At 60.5% G+C, this 15128-nt stretch carries 13 protein-coding genes; 6 read left to right on the top strand and 7 right to left on the bottom strand.

Features of this window, described 5'->3' with window-relative positions; translation table 11 throughout:
- Window positions 1-165 precede the first annotated feature (165 nt).
- Genes N8H71_RS23965 through N8H71_RS23955 form a run of 3 tightly spaced genes read left to right on the top strand, consistent with a single transcriptional unit; the run spans window position 166 to window position 3731 of the window.
- Window positions 166-825: a paraquat-inducible protein A gene (locus tag N8H71_RS23965; protein WP_007951772.1), complete on the top strand. Its 660-nt coding sequence runs from the start codon at window positions 166-168 to the stop codon at window positions 823-825.
- Entirely contained in the window at window positions 812-1435 is a 624-nt protein-coding gene (locus N8H71_RS23960) for a paraquat-inducible protein A (protein WP_007951771.1), read from the top strand. The genes N8H71_RS23965 and N8H71_RS23960 overlap by 14 nt, the downstream gene beginning before the upstream one ends.
- Window positions 1428-3731, top strand: coding sequence for a PqiB family protein (locus N8H71_RS23955; RefSeq protein ID WP_262195911.1), 2304 nt, complete (start codon window positions 1428-1430; stop codon window positions 3729-3731). Before N8H71_RS23960 ends, N8H71_RS23955 begins: the two co-directional genes overlap by 8 nt.
- Window positions 3732-3945: 214 nt before the next feature.
- Here N8H71_RS23955 and mksF read toward each other — a convergent pair whose 3' ends face one another.
- The 3 genes from mksF to mksB are packed head-to-tail and all read right to left on the bottom strand — an operon-like array spanning window position 3946 to window position 8754.
- A complete protein-coding gene (gene mksF, locus N8H71_RS23950; RefSeq protein ID WP_262195910.1) occupies window positions 3946-6786 on the bottom strand; it encodes an Mks condensin complex protein MksF in 2841 nt (946 codons plus the stop codon).
- Window positions 6783-7484, bottom strand: a complete 702-nt coding sequence (mksE, locus tag N8H71_RS23945; protein ID WP_102687511.1) for an Mks condensin complex protein MksE — start codon at window positions 7482-7484, stop codon at window positions 6783-6785. Before mksE ends, mksF begins: the two co-directional genes overlap by 4 nt.
- Window positions 7474-8754 carry an Mks condensin complex protein MksB gene (mksB, locus tag N8H71_RS23940; RefSeq protein WP_162803847.1) on the bottom strand — a complete coding sequence of 427 codons (1281 nt, stop codon included), beginning with the start codon at window positions 8752-8754 and terminating at the stop codon, window positions 7474-7476. Before mksB ends, mksE begins: the two co-directional genes overlap by 11 nt.
- 231 nt (window positions 8755-8985) lie before the next feature.
- Here mksB and N8H71_RS23935 point away from each other — a divergent pair, with 231 nt between their 5' ends.
- Together N8H71_RS23935 and rimI are read left to right on the top strand one after the other, a co-directional pair.
- A complete protein-coding gene (locus tag N8H71_RS23935) occupies window positions 8986-9732 on the top strand; it encodes an energy transducer TonB (protein ID WP_262195912.1) in 747 nt (248 codons plus the stop codon).
- Entirely contained in the window at window positions 9725-10177 is a 453-nt protein-coding gene (gene rimI / locus N8H71_RS23930; protein WP_007951758.1) for a ribosomal protein S18-alanine N-acetyltransferase, read from the top strand. The genes N8H71_RS23935 and rimI overlap by 8 nt, the downstream gene beginning before the upstream one ends.
- A 94-nt stretch (window positions 10178-10271) precedes the next feature.
- On the opposite strand, the gene N8H71_RS23925 is transcribed toward rimI, so the two are convergent.
- A complete protein-coding gene (locus N8H71_RS23925; protein ID WP_262195909.1) occupies window positions 10272-10676 on the bottom strand; it encodes a serine kinase/phosphatase in 405 nt (134 codons plus the stop codon).
- Between the two features lie 142 nt (window positions 10677-10818).
- On the opposite strand from N8H71_RS23925, the gene can reads away from it, so the two are divergent.
- Window positions 10819-11463, top strand: a complete 645-nt coding sequence (gene can / locus N8H71_RS23920; RefSeq protein ID WP_007951756.1) for a carbonate dehydratase — start codon at window positions 10819-10821, stop codon at window positions 11461-11463.
- An 8-nt stretch (window positions 11464-11471) separates the two neighbouring features.
- On the opposite strand, the gene N8H71_RS23915 is transcribed toward can, so the two are convergent.
- The 3 genes from N8H71_RS23915 to N8H71_RS23905 all read right to left on the bottom strand — a co-directional run bounded on the left by N8H71_RS23915 (window position 11472) and on the right by N8H71_RS23905 (window position 15123).
- Entirely contained in the window at window positions 11472-11999 is a 528-nt protein-coding gene (locus tag N8H71_RS23915) for an SET domain-containing protein-lysine N-methyltransferase (protein WP_262195908.1), read from the bottom strand.
- Between the two features lie 182 nt (window positions 12000-12181).
- A complete protein-coding gene (locus tag N8H71_RS23910; protein ID WP_262195907.1) occupies window positions 12182-13354 on the bottom strand; it encodes a hypothetical protein in 1173 nt (390 codons plus the stop codon).
- A 62-nt stretch (window positions 13355-13416) separates the two neighbouring features.
- Window positions 13417-15123, bottom strand: coding sequence for a J domain-containing protein (locus tag N8H71_RS23905; RefSeq protein WP_262195906.1), 1707 nt, complete (start codon window positions 15121-15123; stop codon window positions 13417-13419).
- Window positions 15124-15128 lie beyond the last annotated feature (5 nt).

The raw sequence follows: 15128 nt of genomic DNA, 5'->3' as shown, positions 1-15128 counted from the left end.
TAGGTCATCGTCAAGATTAAATTCCGAAACCCCAATTGCGAAAGCAGTTGGGGTTTTGTTTTGTCCGCAGGAAAGTTTTTGCTCGCCTCAACGAACAAATTTGCACAGTTATTTTCGAATCAGAACACTAGAATAGATCCCAACTTTTTCGGAGCCAAAGCCCTTATGTCAGATTCGGTTGACGCTCCCGGGCTGTCAGATTTACCGCTGGATGACTTGGTGGCCTGCCATGAGTGCGATCTGCTGATGCGCAAGCCCAAGCTTGCTCACGGCGAAAAAGCCCTCTGCCCGCGCTGCGGTTACGAACTGTACGCTCACCGTCATAACGTGGTGCAGCGCAGCCTCGCCTTGGTCATTGCCGCACTGTTGCTCTACGTGCCGGCGAACTTTTTACCCATCATGCAGCTCAATGTTCTCGGGCAATCGTCGCAAGACACTGTCTGGAGCGGTGTGATCGGTCTGTTCAACACCGATATGCGCGGTGTTTCGGTCGTCGTATTTCTGTGCAGCATGGCGATTCCACTGCTGAAACTGCTGTGTCAGTTGATCGTGTTGCTGACGATCCGTTTCAACATCGGACGCAGTTATGGCCTGCTGCTCTACCGCATTTATCACCACCTCAAAGACTGGGGCATGCTTGAGGTCTACCTCATGGGCGTCCTGGTCGCGATCGTCAAACTGGCGGACATGGCGGCTATCACTGTGGGTCTCGGTCTGGCGTGTTTCATCGGTTTGTTACTGGTTCAGGTCTGGCTCGAAGTGGTGATGTCGCCGCACCAGATCTGGCAGGCGTTATCAGGAGAAGATGCCCATGCGGGCGATTGATGCAGGCATTCTGATCTGTACTGAATGCCACGAACTGAACCGGCAGGATACCGACAGCGATGTGCAGACCTGCACCCGATGCGGTGCGCTGGTTCACGCCCGGCGACCCAATAGCCTCGCGCGAACCTGGGCGCTATTGATCACGGCCGCGATTATCTACATCCCGGCCAACGTACTGCCGATCATGACGGTCAGCTCTCTGGGGCAGGGTGATCCGAGCACGATCATGTCCGGTGTCATCCAACTGGTGCAGCACGGCATGATTCCAATCGCTGCTGTGGTGTTCATCGCCAGTATCCTGGTGCCAACGTTCAAGCTGGTGGGCATCGCGCTGTTGCTGTTTTCTGTACAGCGCCGTCAGCCGTTGTCCGCCCGTCAGCGGATCTGGATGTACCGCTTCATCGAGTTCATCGGTCGCTGGTCGATGCTCGATATTTTCGTGATCGCCATTCTGGTGGCGGTCGTCAACTTCGGCCGGCTTGCCAGTGTCGAAGCCAATCTTGGCGCCATCGCCTTCGCCAGTGTGGTGATTCTGACGATGCTCGCCGCTGTCACTTTCGATCCCCGACTGATTTGGGATAACACGGAGTCGGACGCCGACCATGACTGATTTGCCTGTAGCGAAAACCCGACCGGCTTCGAACTGGTCTGCCATTTGGGTGCTGCCCCTGATCGCCCTGATTATCGGCGGCTGGCTCGGCTGGCGTGCCTACAACGAAACCGGCATCGAGATTCAGGTGCGTTTCGAAAGCGGTGAAGGCATTCAGGCCAACAAGACCGAAGTGGTCTACAAAGGCATGCCGGTCGGCAAGGTGAAAGCCCTTAAGCTCGATGATGAAGGCAATTCCAAAGGTGTCATCGCGACCATCGAGATGAACAAGGATGTCGATCAGTACCTGAAGACCAGCACCCGTTTCTGGCTGGTCAAGCCGAGCGTAACCCTGGCCGGGATCACCGGACTGGAAACCCTGGTATCGGGTAACTACGTCGCCATCAGTCCCGGTGAAGGCGAGCCGACCCGCAAGTTCAAGGCCCTGGCCGAAGAGCCGCCGCTATCGGATTCACAACCCGGTCTGCACCTGACGATCAAGGCCGATCGCCTCGGCTCGTTGAATCGCGGCAGCCCGGTGTTCTACAAGCAGATCAAAGTCGGTCAGATCAAAAGCTACGTGCTGTCGGAAGATCAGAGCACGGTCGAGCTCAAGGTGTTCATCGAACCGACCTACGCCAAACTGGTGCGCAAACACACACGTTTCTGGAACGCCAGCGGCATCAGCATCGACGCCAACCTGTCCGGCGTGAAAGTGCGCAGTGAATCCCTGGCCAGCATCGTCGCCGGCGGTATCGCCTTCGCTACACCGGAGAATCGCAAGGACAGCCCGCCCACCGACCCGAGCCTGCCATTCCGTCTTTACGAAGACTTCGATGCGGCCGCCGCCGGCATCCGCGTGAAGGTCAAACTCAGCGATTTCGAGGGCCTGCAAGCCGGGCGCACGCCAGTGATGTACAAGGGCATACAGGTCGGTAACCTGAAAGCGCTGAAGATCGATCCGGACCTGTCCAGCGCCACCGCAGAGCTGACTCTTGATCCGCTGGCCGAAGACTATCTGGTGACCGGCACGCAATTCTGGGTGGTCAAACCATCGATTTCCCTGGCTGGCATCACCGGTCTGGAAGCGCTGGTGAAGGGCAACTACATCGCTGTGCGGCCGGGCGACAAGGGCGGTGCGCCGCAGCGCGAGTTCGAGGCCCGGCCGAAAGCGCCACCTCTGGATCTGAAAGCGCCGGGCCTGCACCTGGTGCTTTTCACCGATAGCCTCGGTTCGATCGAGGTCGGTAGTCCGATTCTCTACAAACAGGTGAAAGTTGGTTCGGTGCAGAGCTATCAGTTCTCCAAGACCCGCAAACAGCTGGTGATCGGCGTCCATATCGAGAAGGAATACGAAAACCTGGTCAACGCCTCGACTCGATTCTGGAACGTCAGCGGCATCACACTGACCGGTGGCTTGACCGGCGGTATTCAGGTCAAGAGTGAGTCGTTGCAGACCCTGATGGCCGGCGGCATTGCCTTCGAAACGCCGCAAGCCAAGGCACCGCTGCAAAAACGTATCCCGCGTTTCCGTTTGTTCGCCAACCATGATGAAGCGAATCAGAAAGGCGCCGTCGTCACCATCAAGGTCGATCGCGCCGACGGTTTGCGCAGTGGCACCCCGGTTCGCTTCAAAGGCCTGGATGTCGGCAAGATCGAAAGTGTTGACCTGACCGATGATCTGCAATCGGTAATCCTCACCGCGCGTATTACTGAAGTTCCGGAGAAGATCGCCCGGGTCGGCAGTCAGTTCTGGGTGGTCAAACCGGAGTTGGGGCTGATCAAGACCTCGAATCTGGAGACCCTGGTCACCGGTCAGTACATTGAAGTTCAACCGGCAGCCAAGAACCTCGGCCCGCAGAAGAACTTCGTTGCTCTAGCCAATCCGCCGGAAGCCACGACGCAAGAGGCAGGCTTGAGCCTTGTGTTGAGCGCCGCCCGTCGAGGCTCGCTGAAGCCGGGTGTGCCGGTCACCTACCGTGAGATCACAGTAGGCAAAGTCACCGGTTACGAACTGGGCCAGACGGCGGATCGCGTATTGGTGCACATCCTGATCGAGCCAAAATACGCGCCACTGGTACGCAGCGGCAGCCGTTTCTGGAACACCAGCGGTGTCGGTTTCGACATCGGCCTGTTCAAAGGCGTGACCGTACGCACGGAGTCGCTTGAAACCGCGATCCAGGGCGGTATCGCCTTCGCCACACCGGACGGCGAGAAGATGGGCAACCCTGCGCGTGCCGAACAGACCTTCCCGCTGTTCGACAAGTTCGAAGACGAGTGGCTGAACTGGGCGCCGAAAATCCCCCTCGGTAAATAATCCGGGAAATATGGGGCGTCGTTGAGGACGCCTTCGCGGGCAAGCCCGCTCCCACAGGTTTTTGTGTTGAATACAAATTTGTGTAAGACATCAATCCCTGTGGGAGCGGGCTTGCCCGCGAAGAGGCCCTGTCATTCAGCACAAAATTCCAAGACATAAAAAAGGGCCGTGATCCAATGGATCGCGGCCCTTTTTTGTGCCCGTCAGTTACGCATCAAACCGCATCCAGCTCCGGCTCGTCCGCTTCGACGTTGATCGTGGCCTTCACCACATCGTGGCGACGGATGTACTTCCAGTCCGCCTCGTCGATGTAGATCCCGGCCGGGCCGCTGCCGCCTTCCAGATCGATGGCGACACTGGCACAGACCTGCGGCTTCACACTTGCCAGAATCGGCACGAAGCCCAGTTGCAGACTGGTTTCCAGCAGAGCAGCCTGGTTCTTCTCGTCGATGTCTGCCGCCTCGTCGAGGTAGTACGGCAGGCGTACGCGACCGGCCAGGTCGCGGTCCATCAAGTGCAGCAACAAGTACATGTTGGTCAGCGCCTTGATGGTCATCGTGGTGCCGTTGGACGCCGCGCCATCGATGTCGGTGTGGATAACCGGCTGGCCGTTGACCTTGGTGATCTCGAAGGCCAGTTCGAACAAGTCCTTCAGGCCGAGCTGGTTATGGTTCGCCGCCACCAGCCGCGCCAGGTATTCCTTGGCCTCTTCGTTCTTGTTGTCCTGCTCGGCGCTCTGGCTCAGATCGAACACCGACAGGGTTTCGCCTTCTTCGTATTGACCGGCGCTGTGGATGATCTGGTCGATGTGCTTGAGCGCTTCCTTGTTCGGCGCAAGCACGATGCGGAAGCTCTGCAGGTTGGACACCTGACGCTTGTTGATCTCGCGGTTGAACAGCGCCAGTTGGTGCTCGAGGCTGTCGTAGTCGCTGCGAATGTTGCGCAGGGTCCGCGCAATATCGGTCACGGCTGCACGACGGGCCTTGCCCAGGGTCAGGGCTTCGTCGGTACGGTGCGCGTAAGCGTTGATCAGCAACGACAGGCGGCGCTCCATGTCGTCTTCGCTGTCGAACTTGGCCACGCCTTTCAGACGCACCTGCGCGTACAGCGCTTCGATCTGGCCATCGGCGCGCAGCAAGCCTTGCCAGCTGTCCTGATAGTCGTTGAGCAGCGGCAGCAGGTTGTCCATCGAATCGTCGACCGGATCCATGAACGGCGTACCGAACGGCAGGTCTGCCGGCAAAAGCTGACGGCGACGCAGGGCATCGTCGAGGGTGCGCTGCTTGGCTTCCATGTCGGCAATCTGCCGGCCGACCAGTTGCAGCTTGGCCGACAGTTGCTGGACTCGCTCGGTGAACGCATCGCTGGAACGCTTGAGTTCGTCCTGCGCGGCTTCCATCTGCGCCAGTTGTTCCAGCTTGTCGCCTTCTTCGGCGCTCAGGGTCTGGGTGCGGCGGAAGTCTTCCAGGGCCTTCTGCGCATCCAGCACCTGCTGGTACAGCGCTTCGGTCTGGGTCTTGCTCGCGGCGCGGTCGGAGGCAACCGCTTGCTGGGTCTTGAGTTGTTTGAGCTCTTTTTCCAGACGCTCTTTCTGATCGCGCAACGCGGCACGGTCGGCCAGCGCTTGCAGGGCCGGCGGCTCGATGTGCGAAATGTCGATCGACAGGCCCGGCACTTCGAAACGCTCGCCTTTGAAGCCGTCGAGGATCAGCTCGACCGATTTCACCCACTCGCCGTTCTCGTCGAGGGTAATGCCGTGTTCGCCAAGCGGCAGGCTGAACAGCGCGCTGTTGAACAGGCGCATCAGACGCTCGACGTCCTGTTGCGAGAACTCTTCGCGCAGGCGGGCGTAGCTGTTGTTATCGGCGTGATCGAGTTGCTGTTTCACCGACTTCAGGCGTTTTTCCAGATCGCGAAGACGTTCTTCCAGATCCTCGGCGCTGAACTGACGGGACTGCGCCAGCGCACCGGCCAGTTCGTCGTGAGCGTCCTTGGCCGCCAGCAGTTGCTGCTCCAGGACTTTGACGTCATCGACCAGCGCAAAGCGGTTCTTGAGAACCGAGAGCTCGCCGAGCCAGCGCTGGATGCCGGAGATTTCCCGCTCCAGACGCATCAGCTCCTGAGTGCCACCGCGCTGATCGTTTTGCAGGTCGTCCTGCTCGCGACGGTAGTGTTCGGCCTGAATGGTTAGCTCTTCCTTGCGCGCCGTGGCGTAGTCCGACCAGGTGCCAAGCAACGAATCGAGTAGCGGCGACAGGCGATGCAGTTTGCCGCGCAGCACGTCGCGCTGTTTCACGCCGTTGGACAAGGCTTCGACCAACGGGCCGGCAGCCACCAGCGAGTTGTAGTCCTGTTCCATGCGGCGTACGTCGCGGAAGGCTTCTTCGCACGCCGCGATGTAATCGACGCTGCCGGAACGCAGGCTGTGTTCGAACGCATCGAGGAACAGCTGCTTGAGCTTGGCTGCGGTGATTTCGCGCATGTGCAGCAGGTTGATGAACAGCGCACGGAAAGTCTTCAGGCTCTGCTCGCTGGTGGAGCGCAGCGGGATCAGCGTCAGATCCAGCGGGATCGACGTGTGACCGCCAACCAGCAAGCGACGCAGCTCATCGGGCTTGAGTTCGTAGGCTTTCAGGCCTTCTTTCTCAAGGTTGCTGAACAGCTCTTTCTGCCGCAGGCAGGTGTCGTTTTTCTGGTAATGGGCCAGATCGAGCTTGCCCGCATAGGCAAAGAACTGGTGACCGAAACCACCACCCGGGCCGCGACCCACCACGCCGATCACGTGTGGGCCGTGAGGCAGGTTCACTTCGACGAGGATGTAGCTGGTGTCGGAGGCAAAGTAGAAGCGCCGGGATTGTTCCAGGCTGTACTTGCCGAAACTCATGTCCGACATGCGCGCCAGAATCGGGAACTGCAAGGCGTTGATCGAGGCGGATTTGCCGAGGTTGTTCGCGCCGTAGACCGACAGCGGTTCTTCCAGCGGGAACAGGCCAAGGCTGTAACCGGCGGTGTTCAAAAGGGCAAAGCGGCGGATGCCGTAGCGTTCCTGGCTCATGCGTCGGACTCCTGTTCTTCGGCAATGGCACGGGCCAGTGCGTCTTCTTCGCTCTCTTCATCAAACTCGGAAAGATCGAGCGGGTCGTCGGTTGCGAGGAATTTGGCCTCGGCGGCTTCGTCGATCAGCACCGGTGCCGGCAGCGGGAGAACGCTGTGCACGCTGGCCGCCAGATCGCGGTCCTGCTGAACCGACAGGCAGACGTCGAGGAAACGGTGCATCGGCGGCAGGAAACGGTACACACCGTTTTCTTCGCTGGCGAAACCGAGCTGGGTCATGCGGCGCATGATTTTTTCTTCGAGTTCTTCAACGGTCTGCACTTCGGCCTGGATGAACAGGTCGCGGTACTTCTCCAGTAGCGACGGCAGTTCTTCGCGGCCGAGGCTGCCGCCGTCGAGCACGGCAATCGGATCGCGCCCCTGATCGGCCAGATGTTCGACCAGGATGAAAGTGAACAGCGCCAGACGCTGAGCAGTCTTGTTCACCGCCGCTGCGGCCATGTCCGGCACGAAGTAGTAGAAACCACGGGTGTCGCACACCAGTTCGAAACCCAGTGCCTTGAACAGCGTGCGGTACTGGTCCTGGAAGTTCGACAGTTGCGCGTACAGTTCCGGATCGCGGCGGCTGACGTGATAGCCCTTGAACAGCTCGCGGAAGATCGGCGCGAGTTGCGACAGTTCGGAAAGATCAAGATGCATTGGGGATGCTCGCAGAATCCTCGGCGGCGGTGTCGCCGGCCGAGAGCAGGGCGAAGGAGCGCAGGCTGACCTGGTGCTCGTGAGTGTGGTATTCGCGGCGTTCCAGACGCTCGCGCTTGAAGCGTTTTTCCCGCGACAGGCGCGAGAACCAGTAAAGCAATTCGTCGGTCGCGCCGTCCGGTTCCTGTTCCAGCAGCCAGGTCATCAGATCCGGCATCGGCAGGGATTCTTCGCAGCGGTCGACCATCTCGCGCACGGTGCGCGGTGCACGCGGGGCATCGCCAGTCTTCTGCGACTTGTGCGCCTTGGGGAAACGCGCCGGTTTCGGCTCGAAACGGGCCAGGGCGTAGACGTAGGCTTCAACCTGACTGGCGCTGCCGAGGAAGGTGCTTTGCGGCCGGGTGAACAGCGGCATCGCGGCTTGCGGCACAGCGTCGATGCCTTTGCGGCGGATCGCGGCCAGTGCGAGTGCGGCGCCACGGGTCACGGCGTTGTGCCGGCGCGCTTCTTCACGCAGCGGCAGCAGCAGCTCGCGGGCGTGACGCAGGGTCAACTGGGCGCTGGTCTGCATTTCGAGGATGCGCGCGTGGGTGCGCAGCAGCATGTCGTCATCGACCAGATGGCCGAGACGCTGCTGTTCGCTGAGCATCTTCAGCAGCACGGTTTCGACCTTGCGCACGCCTTGCTCGAAGGCGCCGTCGGCATTCACCAGATCGATCATGGGCTCGACGTATTCGTCCCAGGTCGCCAGTACTTCGGCGTAACGCTGACGCAGCGGAATCTGCCGGTCGCTGGTCTTGGCCCGTTCGGCCACGGCCACCAGCGCCTGCTCGTCGTTGTCGAGCTTCTTCAGAACGTCGCGCACGCGCATGTCGAGCAGGCGCAGCTGACGCGCCAGATCATTGCCGTCACGGACGTCGAACGCATCCTGGATATAACCGGCCAGACGCTCGAGGTGACGCAGATAGGCTTCGATCTCCAGGCACAGGCCCAGACGGTGCTCGCGACGCAGGTAAGCGAGAAAGTCGTGAATCTGCGCGTTCAGCTCGAAACGGTTCGGGCTTTTGGCCACGGGAACCAGAATGTCGAGGCGAATCCACACGTCGAGCAGACTGGTGATGTCCTGCGGCGTGCTGTCCAGTTGTTGGGCGGCCAGTTGCGTGCGCAGTTCGTTGAGGCTCAGGGTGCCCTGGTCGAAGTGCTCGCACAGTGGCTCCAGAAGTGCCCAGTGTTCAGCGAGGGCGCGCAAGACGCGCTTGGGTTCGATCATCGGAATGGCCGGCTGGTTGGCGATTAAAAGCCGCGATTGTACTGCATCACGAAGGATGCGATTCACTCTCGGGACGGGCTGTCGCTTTTCTTTGCGTCAAGGTATCGGTCAAGACTATCGATCAACAGCGCGCGATCTTGAGCGAAGGGCGGTAGAATCAGCGCACTTCAGTTATCCACAAGTGGCCGACCCTTGCTAATCGAGTCCCGCCGCCGCGCCTATTTGAACGCCATGCAGGTGGTCAACTGGCTGCCGCGCACCGAATTGCCCTTTGCCGCGCCGTCGCGGCCCGAGCTGCTGGACATGCCCGAGCCCGAGATTGCCGCTCCGGTGATCCCGGCAACCCCGGCCGAAGCGCCGGTGCAGCCGGCCGCGCGTCCGGTCGAACGGCCGAAGATCGAGGTTCCGCGACCTTCGCTGGCCAGCACCCGCACGGGCGCCAAACCGGTCGAAGAAGTCGACGACACACCCGTGGTGGCCAAGCCGACGCCGGTCCCACCACCGCGTTTTGCCCTGCAATTGCTACGCGCCGGCCGTTGCCTGCTGCTGGTCGAGTTACCCACAGGCGAAGCCTTCCAGTCCCGCGATCCTGCTTATCTGTTGCTCAAGGACATGCTGCGTGCCGCCGGTCTGCCGGACGCGCCGCAGATTGTCGGTGAGCCGGTGCGCTGGCCATGGCTGAACCGCGGCACGATGGATCAGGGCCCGGAAGCGGCCCGGGATTTCGTCCAGGGTTTCCTGTCGGTGCAGATGGAGGCAGCGCCGTGTGCCTGTGTCTGGCTGATCGGCCTGCCGGCGGTACGGTTTGCCGGTGAGGCGGATGCAGACGCCTTCAATCGCGAGCTGCAGATCGAGGGCCTGGGTTCGGCATGGGCCGTGCCGGGGCTGGAATTGTTGATGGAAGAGCCACAGCGCAAGGCCGCGGTGTGGCAAGCCATGCGTCGGCTGATGGCGCGCTGGAAAGAATCGAATGAGTGACGCTGTATCGTTTCGCCCGATGACCGAAGCGGATCTGGACGCTGTGCTGAAGATTGAATTCGCCGCGTACAGCCATCCGTGGACTCGCGGGATTTTTCTCGACGGTCTGGGCAAGTACCAGATCTGGCTGATGTTCGAAGGTGAGCAGCAAGTGGGCCACGGGGTGGTGCAGATCATTCTCGATGAGGCACACCTGCTCAACATTACGGTCAAGCCGGAAAACCAGGGGCGCGGGCTCGGGCTTACCCTGCTCGAATACCTGATGTCCCGCGCCTACGCCGCCGATGCCCGGGAATGTTTTCTGGAAGTGCGCGACAGCAACACGTCGGCCTTTCGCCTGTACGAGCGTTATGGCTTCAACGAGATCGGTCGGCGCCGGGATTACTACCCGGCGGTCGGCGGGCGTGAAGATGCCGTGGTCATGGCCTGCACGCTCGTCGACTGATCAAAAAATCGCCAGCAGGCTGGCTCCCACAGGGAAATGCATTCCAATGTGGGAGCCAGCCTGCTGGCGATAGCGGTCTGTCTGGCGACGTCAGTCAGCGCTTGCGATCCAGCGGATCGCGGCGCGCCAGTTCCGCTTCATCCAGTCCGTTGCCGCCGCCGATGTCGTCCTCATCGACCACGCTCAGATCCCAATCGGCCTGATTGTTGCCGCCGAATTCCCGGGCATCCCGGGCGCCATCTTCACGGATCAGGGTTTCCGGGCTCAGGTCATCGTCGGTGGGTTCGTGATCGGCGGTCGATGCCCCGGTGAAACCGGCTTCGCGCACGCGGTCACGGGGCATCAACTGTTCGCGCTCGCGCTCGGGCAGTTCGTCGCCGATCTTCGCACTGGGCTGTTCGTCGTCGAAGTCCAGCTCATGCACCGAACCCATGCGGTCTTCGTTATCATCGATGGGCTCAGGTTGCACCGCATCGTATGGACGTCGTGAATCAGTCATGGCAATTCCTCATGCTGTGGGCCTTACTGGGGTGGACTCACCGGGCACGGTGGAAATTCCAACGAAATCACCTGCAATCGATCCGTGACCCCGACAGGCGGTCGACTGTCATACCAGCGCATCTTTCTTGAGGCCTTACCGCATGCATGACTTACAAGACCTGATTGATAACAACGAGCGTTGGGCTGACGCGATCACCAAGGAAGACCCGGATTTCTTCGCCAAGCTGGCCCGACAGCAGACGCCTGAATATCTGTGGATCGGCTGCTCCGACGCACGGGTGCCGGCCAACGAAATCGTCGGCATGCTGCCGGGCGATCTGTTCGTTCACCGCAACGTCGCCAACGTGGTGCTGCACACCGACCTGAATTGTCTGTCGGTGATCCAGTACGCAGTGGACGTGCTCAAGGTCAAACACATCCTGGTGACCGGGCACTACGGCTGCGGCGGTGTGCGGGCGTCGATGCAGGATCGCCAGTTCGGCCTGATCGACGGCTGGCTGCGTTCGATCCGCGACCTCTACTACGAAAAACGCGAAGAACTGGCCAAGCTGCCGACCGAAGAAGAACAGGTCGACCGTCTGTGCGAGCTCAACGTGATCCAGCAAGTGGCCAACGTCGCCCACACCAGCATCATCCAGAACGCCTGGCATCGCGGGCAGAGCCTGTCGATCCACGGCTGCATCTACGGCATCAAGGATGGTCGCTGGAAGAGCCTGAACACCACGATCAGCGGGTTCGAGCAACTGCCGCCGCAATACCGTTTGCGTCCGGTCGGCGCGCCTTGATCGGTCATTCAGCGTAAACCTTGCCGACGCCGCCAGCTCAGCAAATAGCGCTGGCCTTCAAGATTGGGTGATTCGTCGTAACCGGTGATCCACCCACGGCAACGCGAAGACCCGCAACCGCAGGCGAATTGCCGCAGCAGTTTGTCTTCGGTGGCGGTGTAGTCCATGGTCAGTCGTTCACCTTCGGCAATATCACGCAGCGCCCACACCCATAACTCGCTCATGTCGAGAAAGGTGTTCGGGTCGCAACAATGCTCGAACGCGCCGCAAAAACGCGGATCGTAAAGATGGATGCCGGCTAGCAGTTGCCGGGTCTGCCGACAGCGATAGGGCAGCAACTGGCCGGAAACCCGGCACATTCGGGTGATACGAAGGAATGCCCGGCACGCTATGACAGCGGTGGCGGCACCTTCGGGATCGTGAACAATTTCGAAATCCTGTTTTGACGGAAATCCCAGGCGCACAGGGAGTCCGGCAAAAGGATAAATGCCCTCGGTATCGCGTGCCGCTTTACCCGGTAGTGCGTAAGTGTTCATAACGATCCCTGTTGGATTCGGTGTCGCGACATCCCTCGGCTGACGTCCTGTCAGTCCTGCAACACGATTGATTGGATCCAAGATCCCGTAAATCACACTAGCGGTCTACTGTCAGATCTGACAGGCGAAATAGCCGCTTTCCCGCGTCAGCCAAGGCTGACGCGGGAACATCGCATGTCCGTTCAGAGATGGGCAGCGGGCGCGGCCATGTCCGGCAATGGGCTTTTCAGTTGTTGCAGCTGGGATTTGACCGGAGCGGTCGAGCAGGTCTTGTTCGCTTGTGCCACGGTTTCGTTGCGGATCGTGGTGTAGAACAGCTCGCAGGTCTTGGTTTTCTGCGTCACTTGCCAGGTCTGGGTGCAGCTGTTGAGCAATGCTTTCGGGTCCGTGCCCGGTTTGCTGCCCATTCCGGCCTGCCAGCAGGCGGCGCTCAGGTCTTGTCCCATTACTTTCAGACCGGCCGCATCGGCCTTGGCCTGGGCATCGTCGCCGGTGTAGTTGCTCGGGTCGGCGGCGTACCAGATGTAGCTAGGATGGTTGGAGCCCAGCACCGGCACGTTCACGCCCGCGCTCGGGCTGATGGTGGCCAGGCCCAGTACATTCACGGTCGCACCGTATTGCTGCTTGATCCAGTTACGCACCGGCGCACCGAAGGCAACCATCGGCAGCACGGCGCCGCTGGCGTTCTGGCTGACCTGCTTGACCATCGTGGTCTGGTAATCCTTGAAGTAGTCGTACACGCCTTCCAGATCCTTGCCGGCGCTGGCGGGCGCGGCGATCGGGGCGATGTCGATGATGGTCTGGTAGGCCGGCGTCTGGTCGGCGGGGATGCCATTGTCGGTCAGCAGCGCGGCCCAGCGATCGGTGGTGTTGGAGCGCAGGTAATCCTGGGCCTGGGTCAGCGAGTAATCCGGCGGGAAGTGCAGCAGCTCGACACTTTTGCGGTTTTCCAGGGCCATCCCCAGTGGCAGGAACAGATACCAGCTGTACGCCCACTTGCCGTCGGCGTTGAGTTTGCTCGCGCCGTTGTAGGCCAGGTCACCAGCGTCCAGCAGCGCGGTCAGCGGCTTGTCGTAGCCCTTCGGTACGCCGCTGATTTCGGCGTAGAGCTGATCGTTGTCGTTTTTTACCAGCACTTTGGCGTCGGTGTAACCGTCGCGCTGCACGCTCTGGCTCAGGTAATGGGCGACGGTCTGCTCCAGTGTCCAGTTGCGAAAGCAGATCACGCTGCAATTGTTGGGGTAGGCGAAGAGACGGGTGACGCGCTCGGTGCTGCCCAGTTTCAGGTCGACATCGGCGTGGGCCGCGGCGCTCAGCGTGAGCGCCGCGAGGGTGAGGCCTGCAAGTTTCAACATGCTCAGATCCTTTTCAGCGAGGGTAAAACCTTGGTGGAAGGGCAATCCGGCCCGCATCAAGCCTAGCCGGGGAACAGGTGTTTCAGCGAATAACCAAGCTGACTGGCGAGAATCACCCCGGTCATGAACACCAGAAACAGCACTTGCAACGGGCTGAAATGCGCCCAGTGCAGCGCGGTCAGCCAAGGGCGACGGTCACTCAGTTCCGGGTCGAGCGTACCGATACGCCGTTTGTGGCACAGTCCGATCAGGATCGTGCCGATGTAAGTGAAAGCCCCCAAACCGCCGAGCAGGACCGAGAACAGCGCAATCATGACGGCTTGCGGGACACCGTGGCGGATTACCAGCCAGCGAGTGTCGGGGTTCCAGCGGCGCGGTATCAGGCTTTCGGTCAGCCAGAGGTCTTGAACGATCAGCTCGGCGCTGAGGGGCACCCACCAACTCAAGGTATTACGGAAAAACCATGTCGGGACGCAGGCAAACGCCAGCGGGATGATGATGCTCATCTCCGTGGTTTTGTGCTCGGTGGGGAGATAGAACAACCACAGCGCCAACGCAATCGCGGCCCATGTCCGCAACGACGTCTCGCTGGCAACGTAGCGCGGCAGAAAACGTCGCCAGTAGAAAACGTCTGCGTACGGCAAGCGGGCGAGCAAATCGGGGAAGCGCCACTTGAGGGTTTCGGACAGTTGCTGGCAGGCCTGCCAGTCAGCCGGAATGAACCGGTCGGTCATGTCTTTCTGTTGTTGCGGCTTCATCGGGCTGATCAGCATGCGCGCGGCCAGAGCGTCGGGCGAACCGTTGCGCTGATCTTCGGCGCGGGCGCACAGGTTGTCGTAGAGGCTTTCCTGGTTGCAGCGCTCCATTACCGCCTGCCAGAGCCAGTCCGGTTGCGGATGAATGCCCTTGGTGTCGTCCCAGCCGAACACCTGGGACACACGGTCGAACAGCGGTACGCTCCATTGCGTGTCTTGCATCAATCGCAGGATGGCCTGTTGCCATTCTTCCCGATGATCGAAAACCTGAAGCCAGGGCAGCGCTGTATAGCTCTTGAGCAACGCCAGGAATTCACGCTCGCTCTGTGCCTCAAGCAGGACCTCCAGCGATTGCCGGTAAACCGTTAGCAGATCGATGGCCAGAACGCCTCTTTGCCAGTCGCTCATGGCGAGCTCCTGCCAGGGGCCCAGCCAGCCAAGATGTTGCACAGCCCAACTGGCTATTGATGGGCGGAGGGCGGGCTGGTCGAAGCACCGTTGCAGTAGCTGTTTTTCGAATGCCGCCATGGCGTTCTGCTGACGGGCTAGCTCCCAACGCTCGCTCAGGTTCGCATCCGAGAGACCTTCAAGCAGACGCTCCGCGGCTTCGCTGGCGGGATCGGTGGTCTGTTCCGGCGCATCTGCATGCAGGGACGCGATGGACAAGCTGGCCGGCATTGGCTCTGGTATCGCCTGCTTCAGAGACTCGCTCCTCAGAAGTGCGATGTCCCACGGGTCGATTTCGCGTGGCGAAGGCGCGGCTTGCTGAGGCATTTCGACAGCCGTGAGCCCGAGACCTGAATTGGCTACCAAGCGCTCAGTGTTTTCCTGAACTTCTTCATTCTCAAGGCGCCACTGGGCGATCAACAATGCGTGCTCATAGGCTTCGCGCAGGCGCTGGAAGCCTTCGGCATCTTCATCGGGCCGGAAGACTTTCAACAGACGCGCATAGCTGCGCTTGATATCACGCAGCCCGGCGTCTTCGGGCAGTTGCAGGACGGACCAGCATTCCATGTCGT

This window comes from Pseudomonas koreensis, from assembly GCF_025447595.1.
GTDB lineage: Bacteria > Pseudomonadota > Gammaproteobacteria > Pseudomonadales > Pseudomonadaceae > Aquipseudomonas > Aquipseudomonas koreensis_H.
The sequence above is the reverse complement of the archived record's forward strand: the minus strand, read 5'-3'. Positions and strand labels throughout refer to the sequence as shown.

Coding starts and splice junctions, on each gene's coding strand:
- N8H71_RS23965 (WP_007951772.1), top strand. CDS start 166: ATGTCAGATTCGGTTGACGCTCCCGGGCTGTCAGATTTACCGCTGGAT.
- N8H71_RS23960 (WP_007951771.1), top strand. CDS start 812: ATGCGGGCGATTGATGCAGGCATTCTGATCTGTACTGAATGCCACGAA.
- N8H71_RS23955 (WP_262195911.1), top strand. CDS start 1,428: ATGACTGATTTGCCTGTAGCGAAAACCCGACCGGCTTCGAACTGGTCT.
- mksF (WP_262195910.1), bottom strand. CDS start 6,786: ATGAGCCAGGAACGCTACGGCATCCGCCGCTTTGCCCTTTTGAACACC.
- mksE (WP_102687511.1), bottom strand. CDS start 7,484: ATGCATCTTGATCTTTCCGAACTGTCGCAACTCGCGCCGATCTTCCGC.
- mksB (WP_162803847.1), bottom strand. CDS start 8,754: ATGATCGAACCCAAGCGCGTCTTGCGCGCCCTCGCTGAACACTGGGCA.
- N8H71_RS23935 (WP_262195912.1), top strand. CDS start 8,986: ATGCAGGTGGTCAACTGGCTGCCGCGCACCGAATTGCCCTTTGCCGCG.
- rimI (WP_007951758.1), top strand. CDS start 9,725: ATGAGTGACGCTGTATCGTTTCGCCCGATGACCGAAGCGGATCTGGAC.
- N8H71_RS23925 (WP_262195909.1), bottom strand. CDS start 10,676: ATGACTGATTCACGACGTCCATACGATGCGGTGCAACCTGAGCCCATC.
- can (WP_007951756.1), top strand. CDS start 10,819: ATGCATGACTTACAAGACCTGATTGATAACAACGAGCGTTGGGCTGAC.
- N8H71_RS23915 (WP_262195908.1), bottom strand. CDS start 11,999: ATGAACACTTACGCACTACCGGGTAAAGCGGCACGCGATACCGAGGGC.
- N8H71_RS23910 (WP_262195907.1), bottom strand. CDS start 13,354: ATGTTGAAACTTGCAGGCCTCACCCTCGCGGCGCTCACGCTGAGCGCC.
- N8H71_RS23905 (WP_262195906.1), bottom strand. CDS start 15,123: ATGGAATGCTGGTCCGTCCTGCAACTGCCCGAAGACGCCGGGCTGCGT.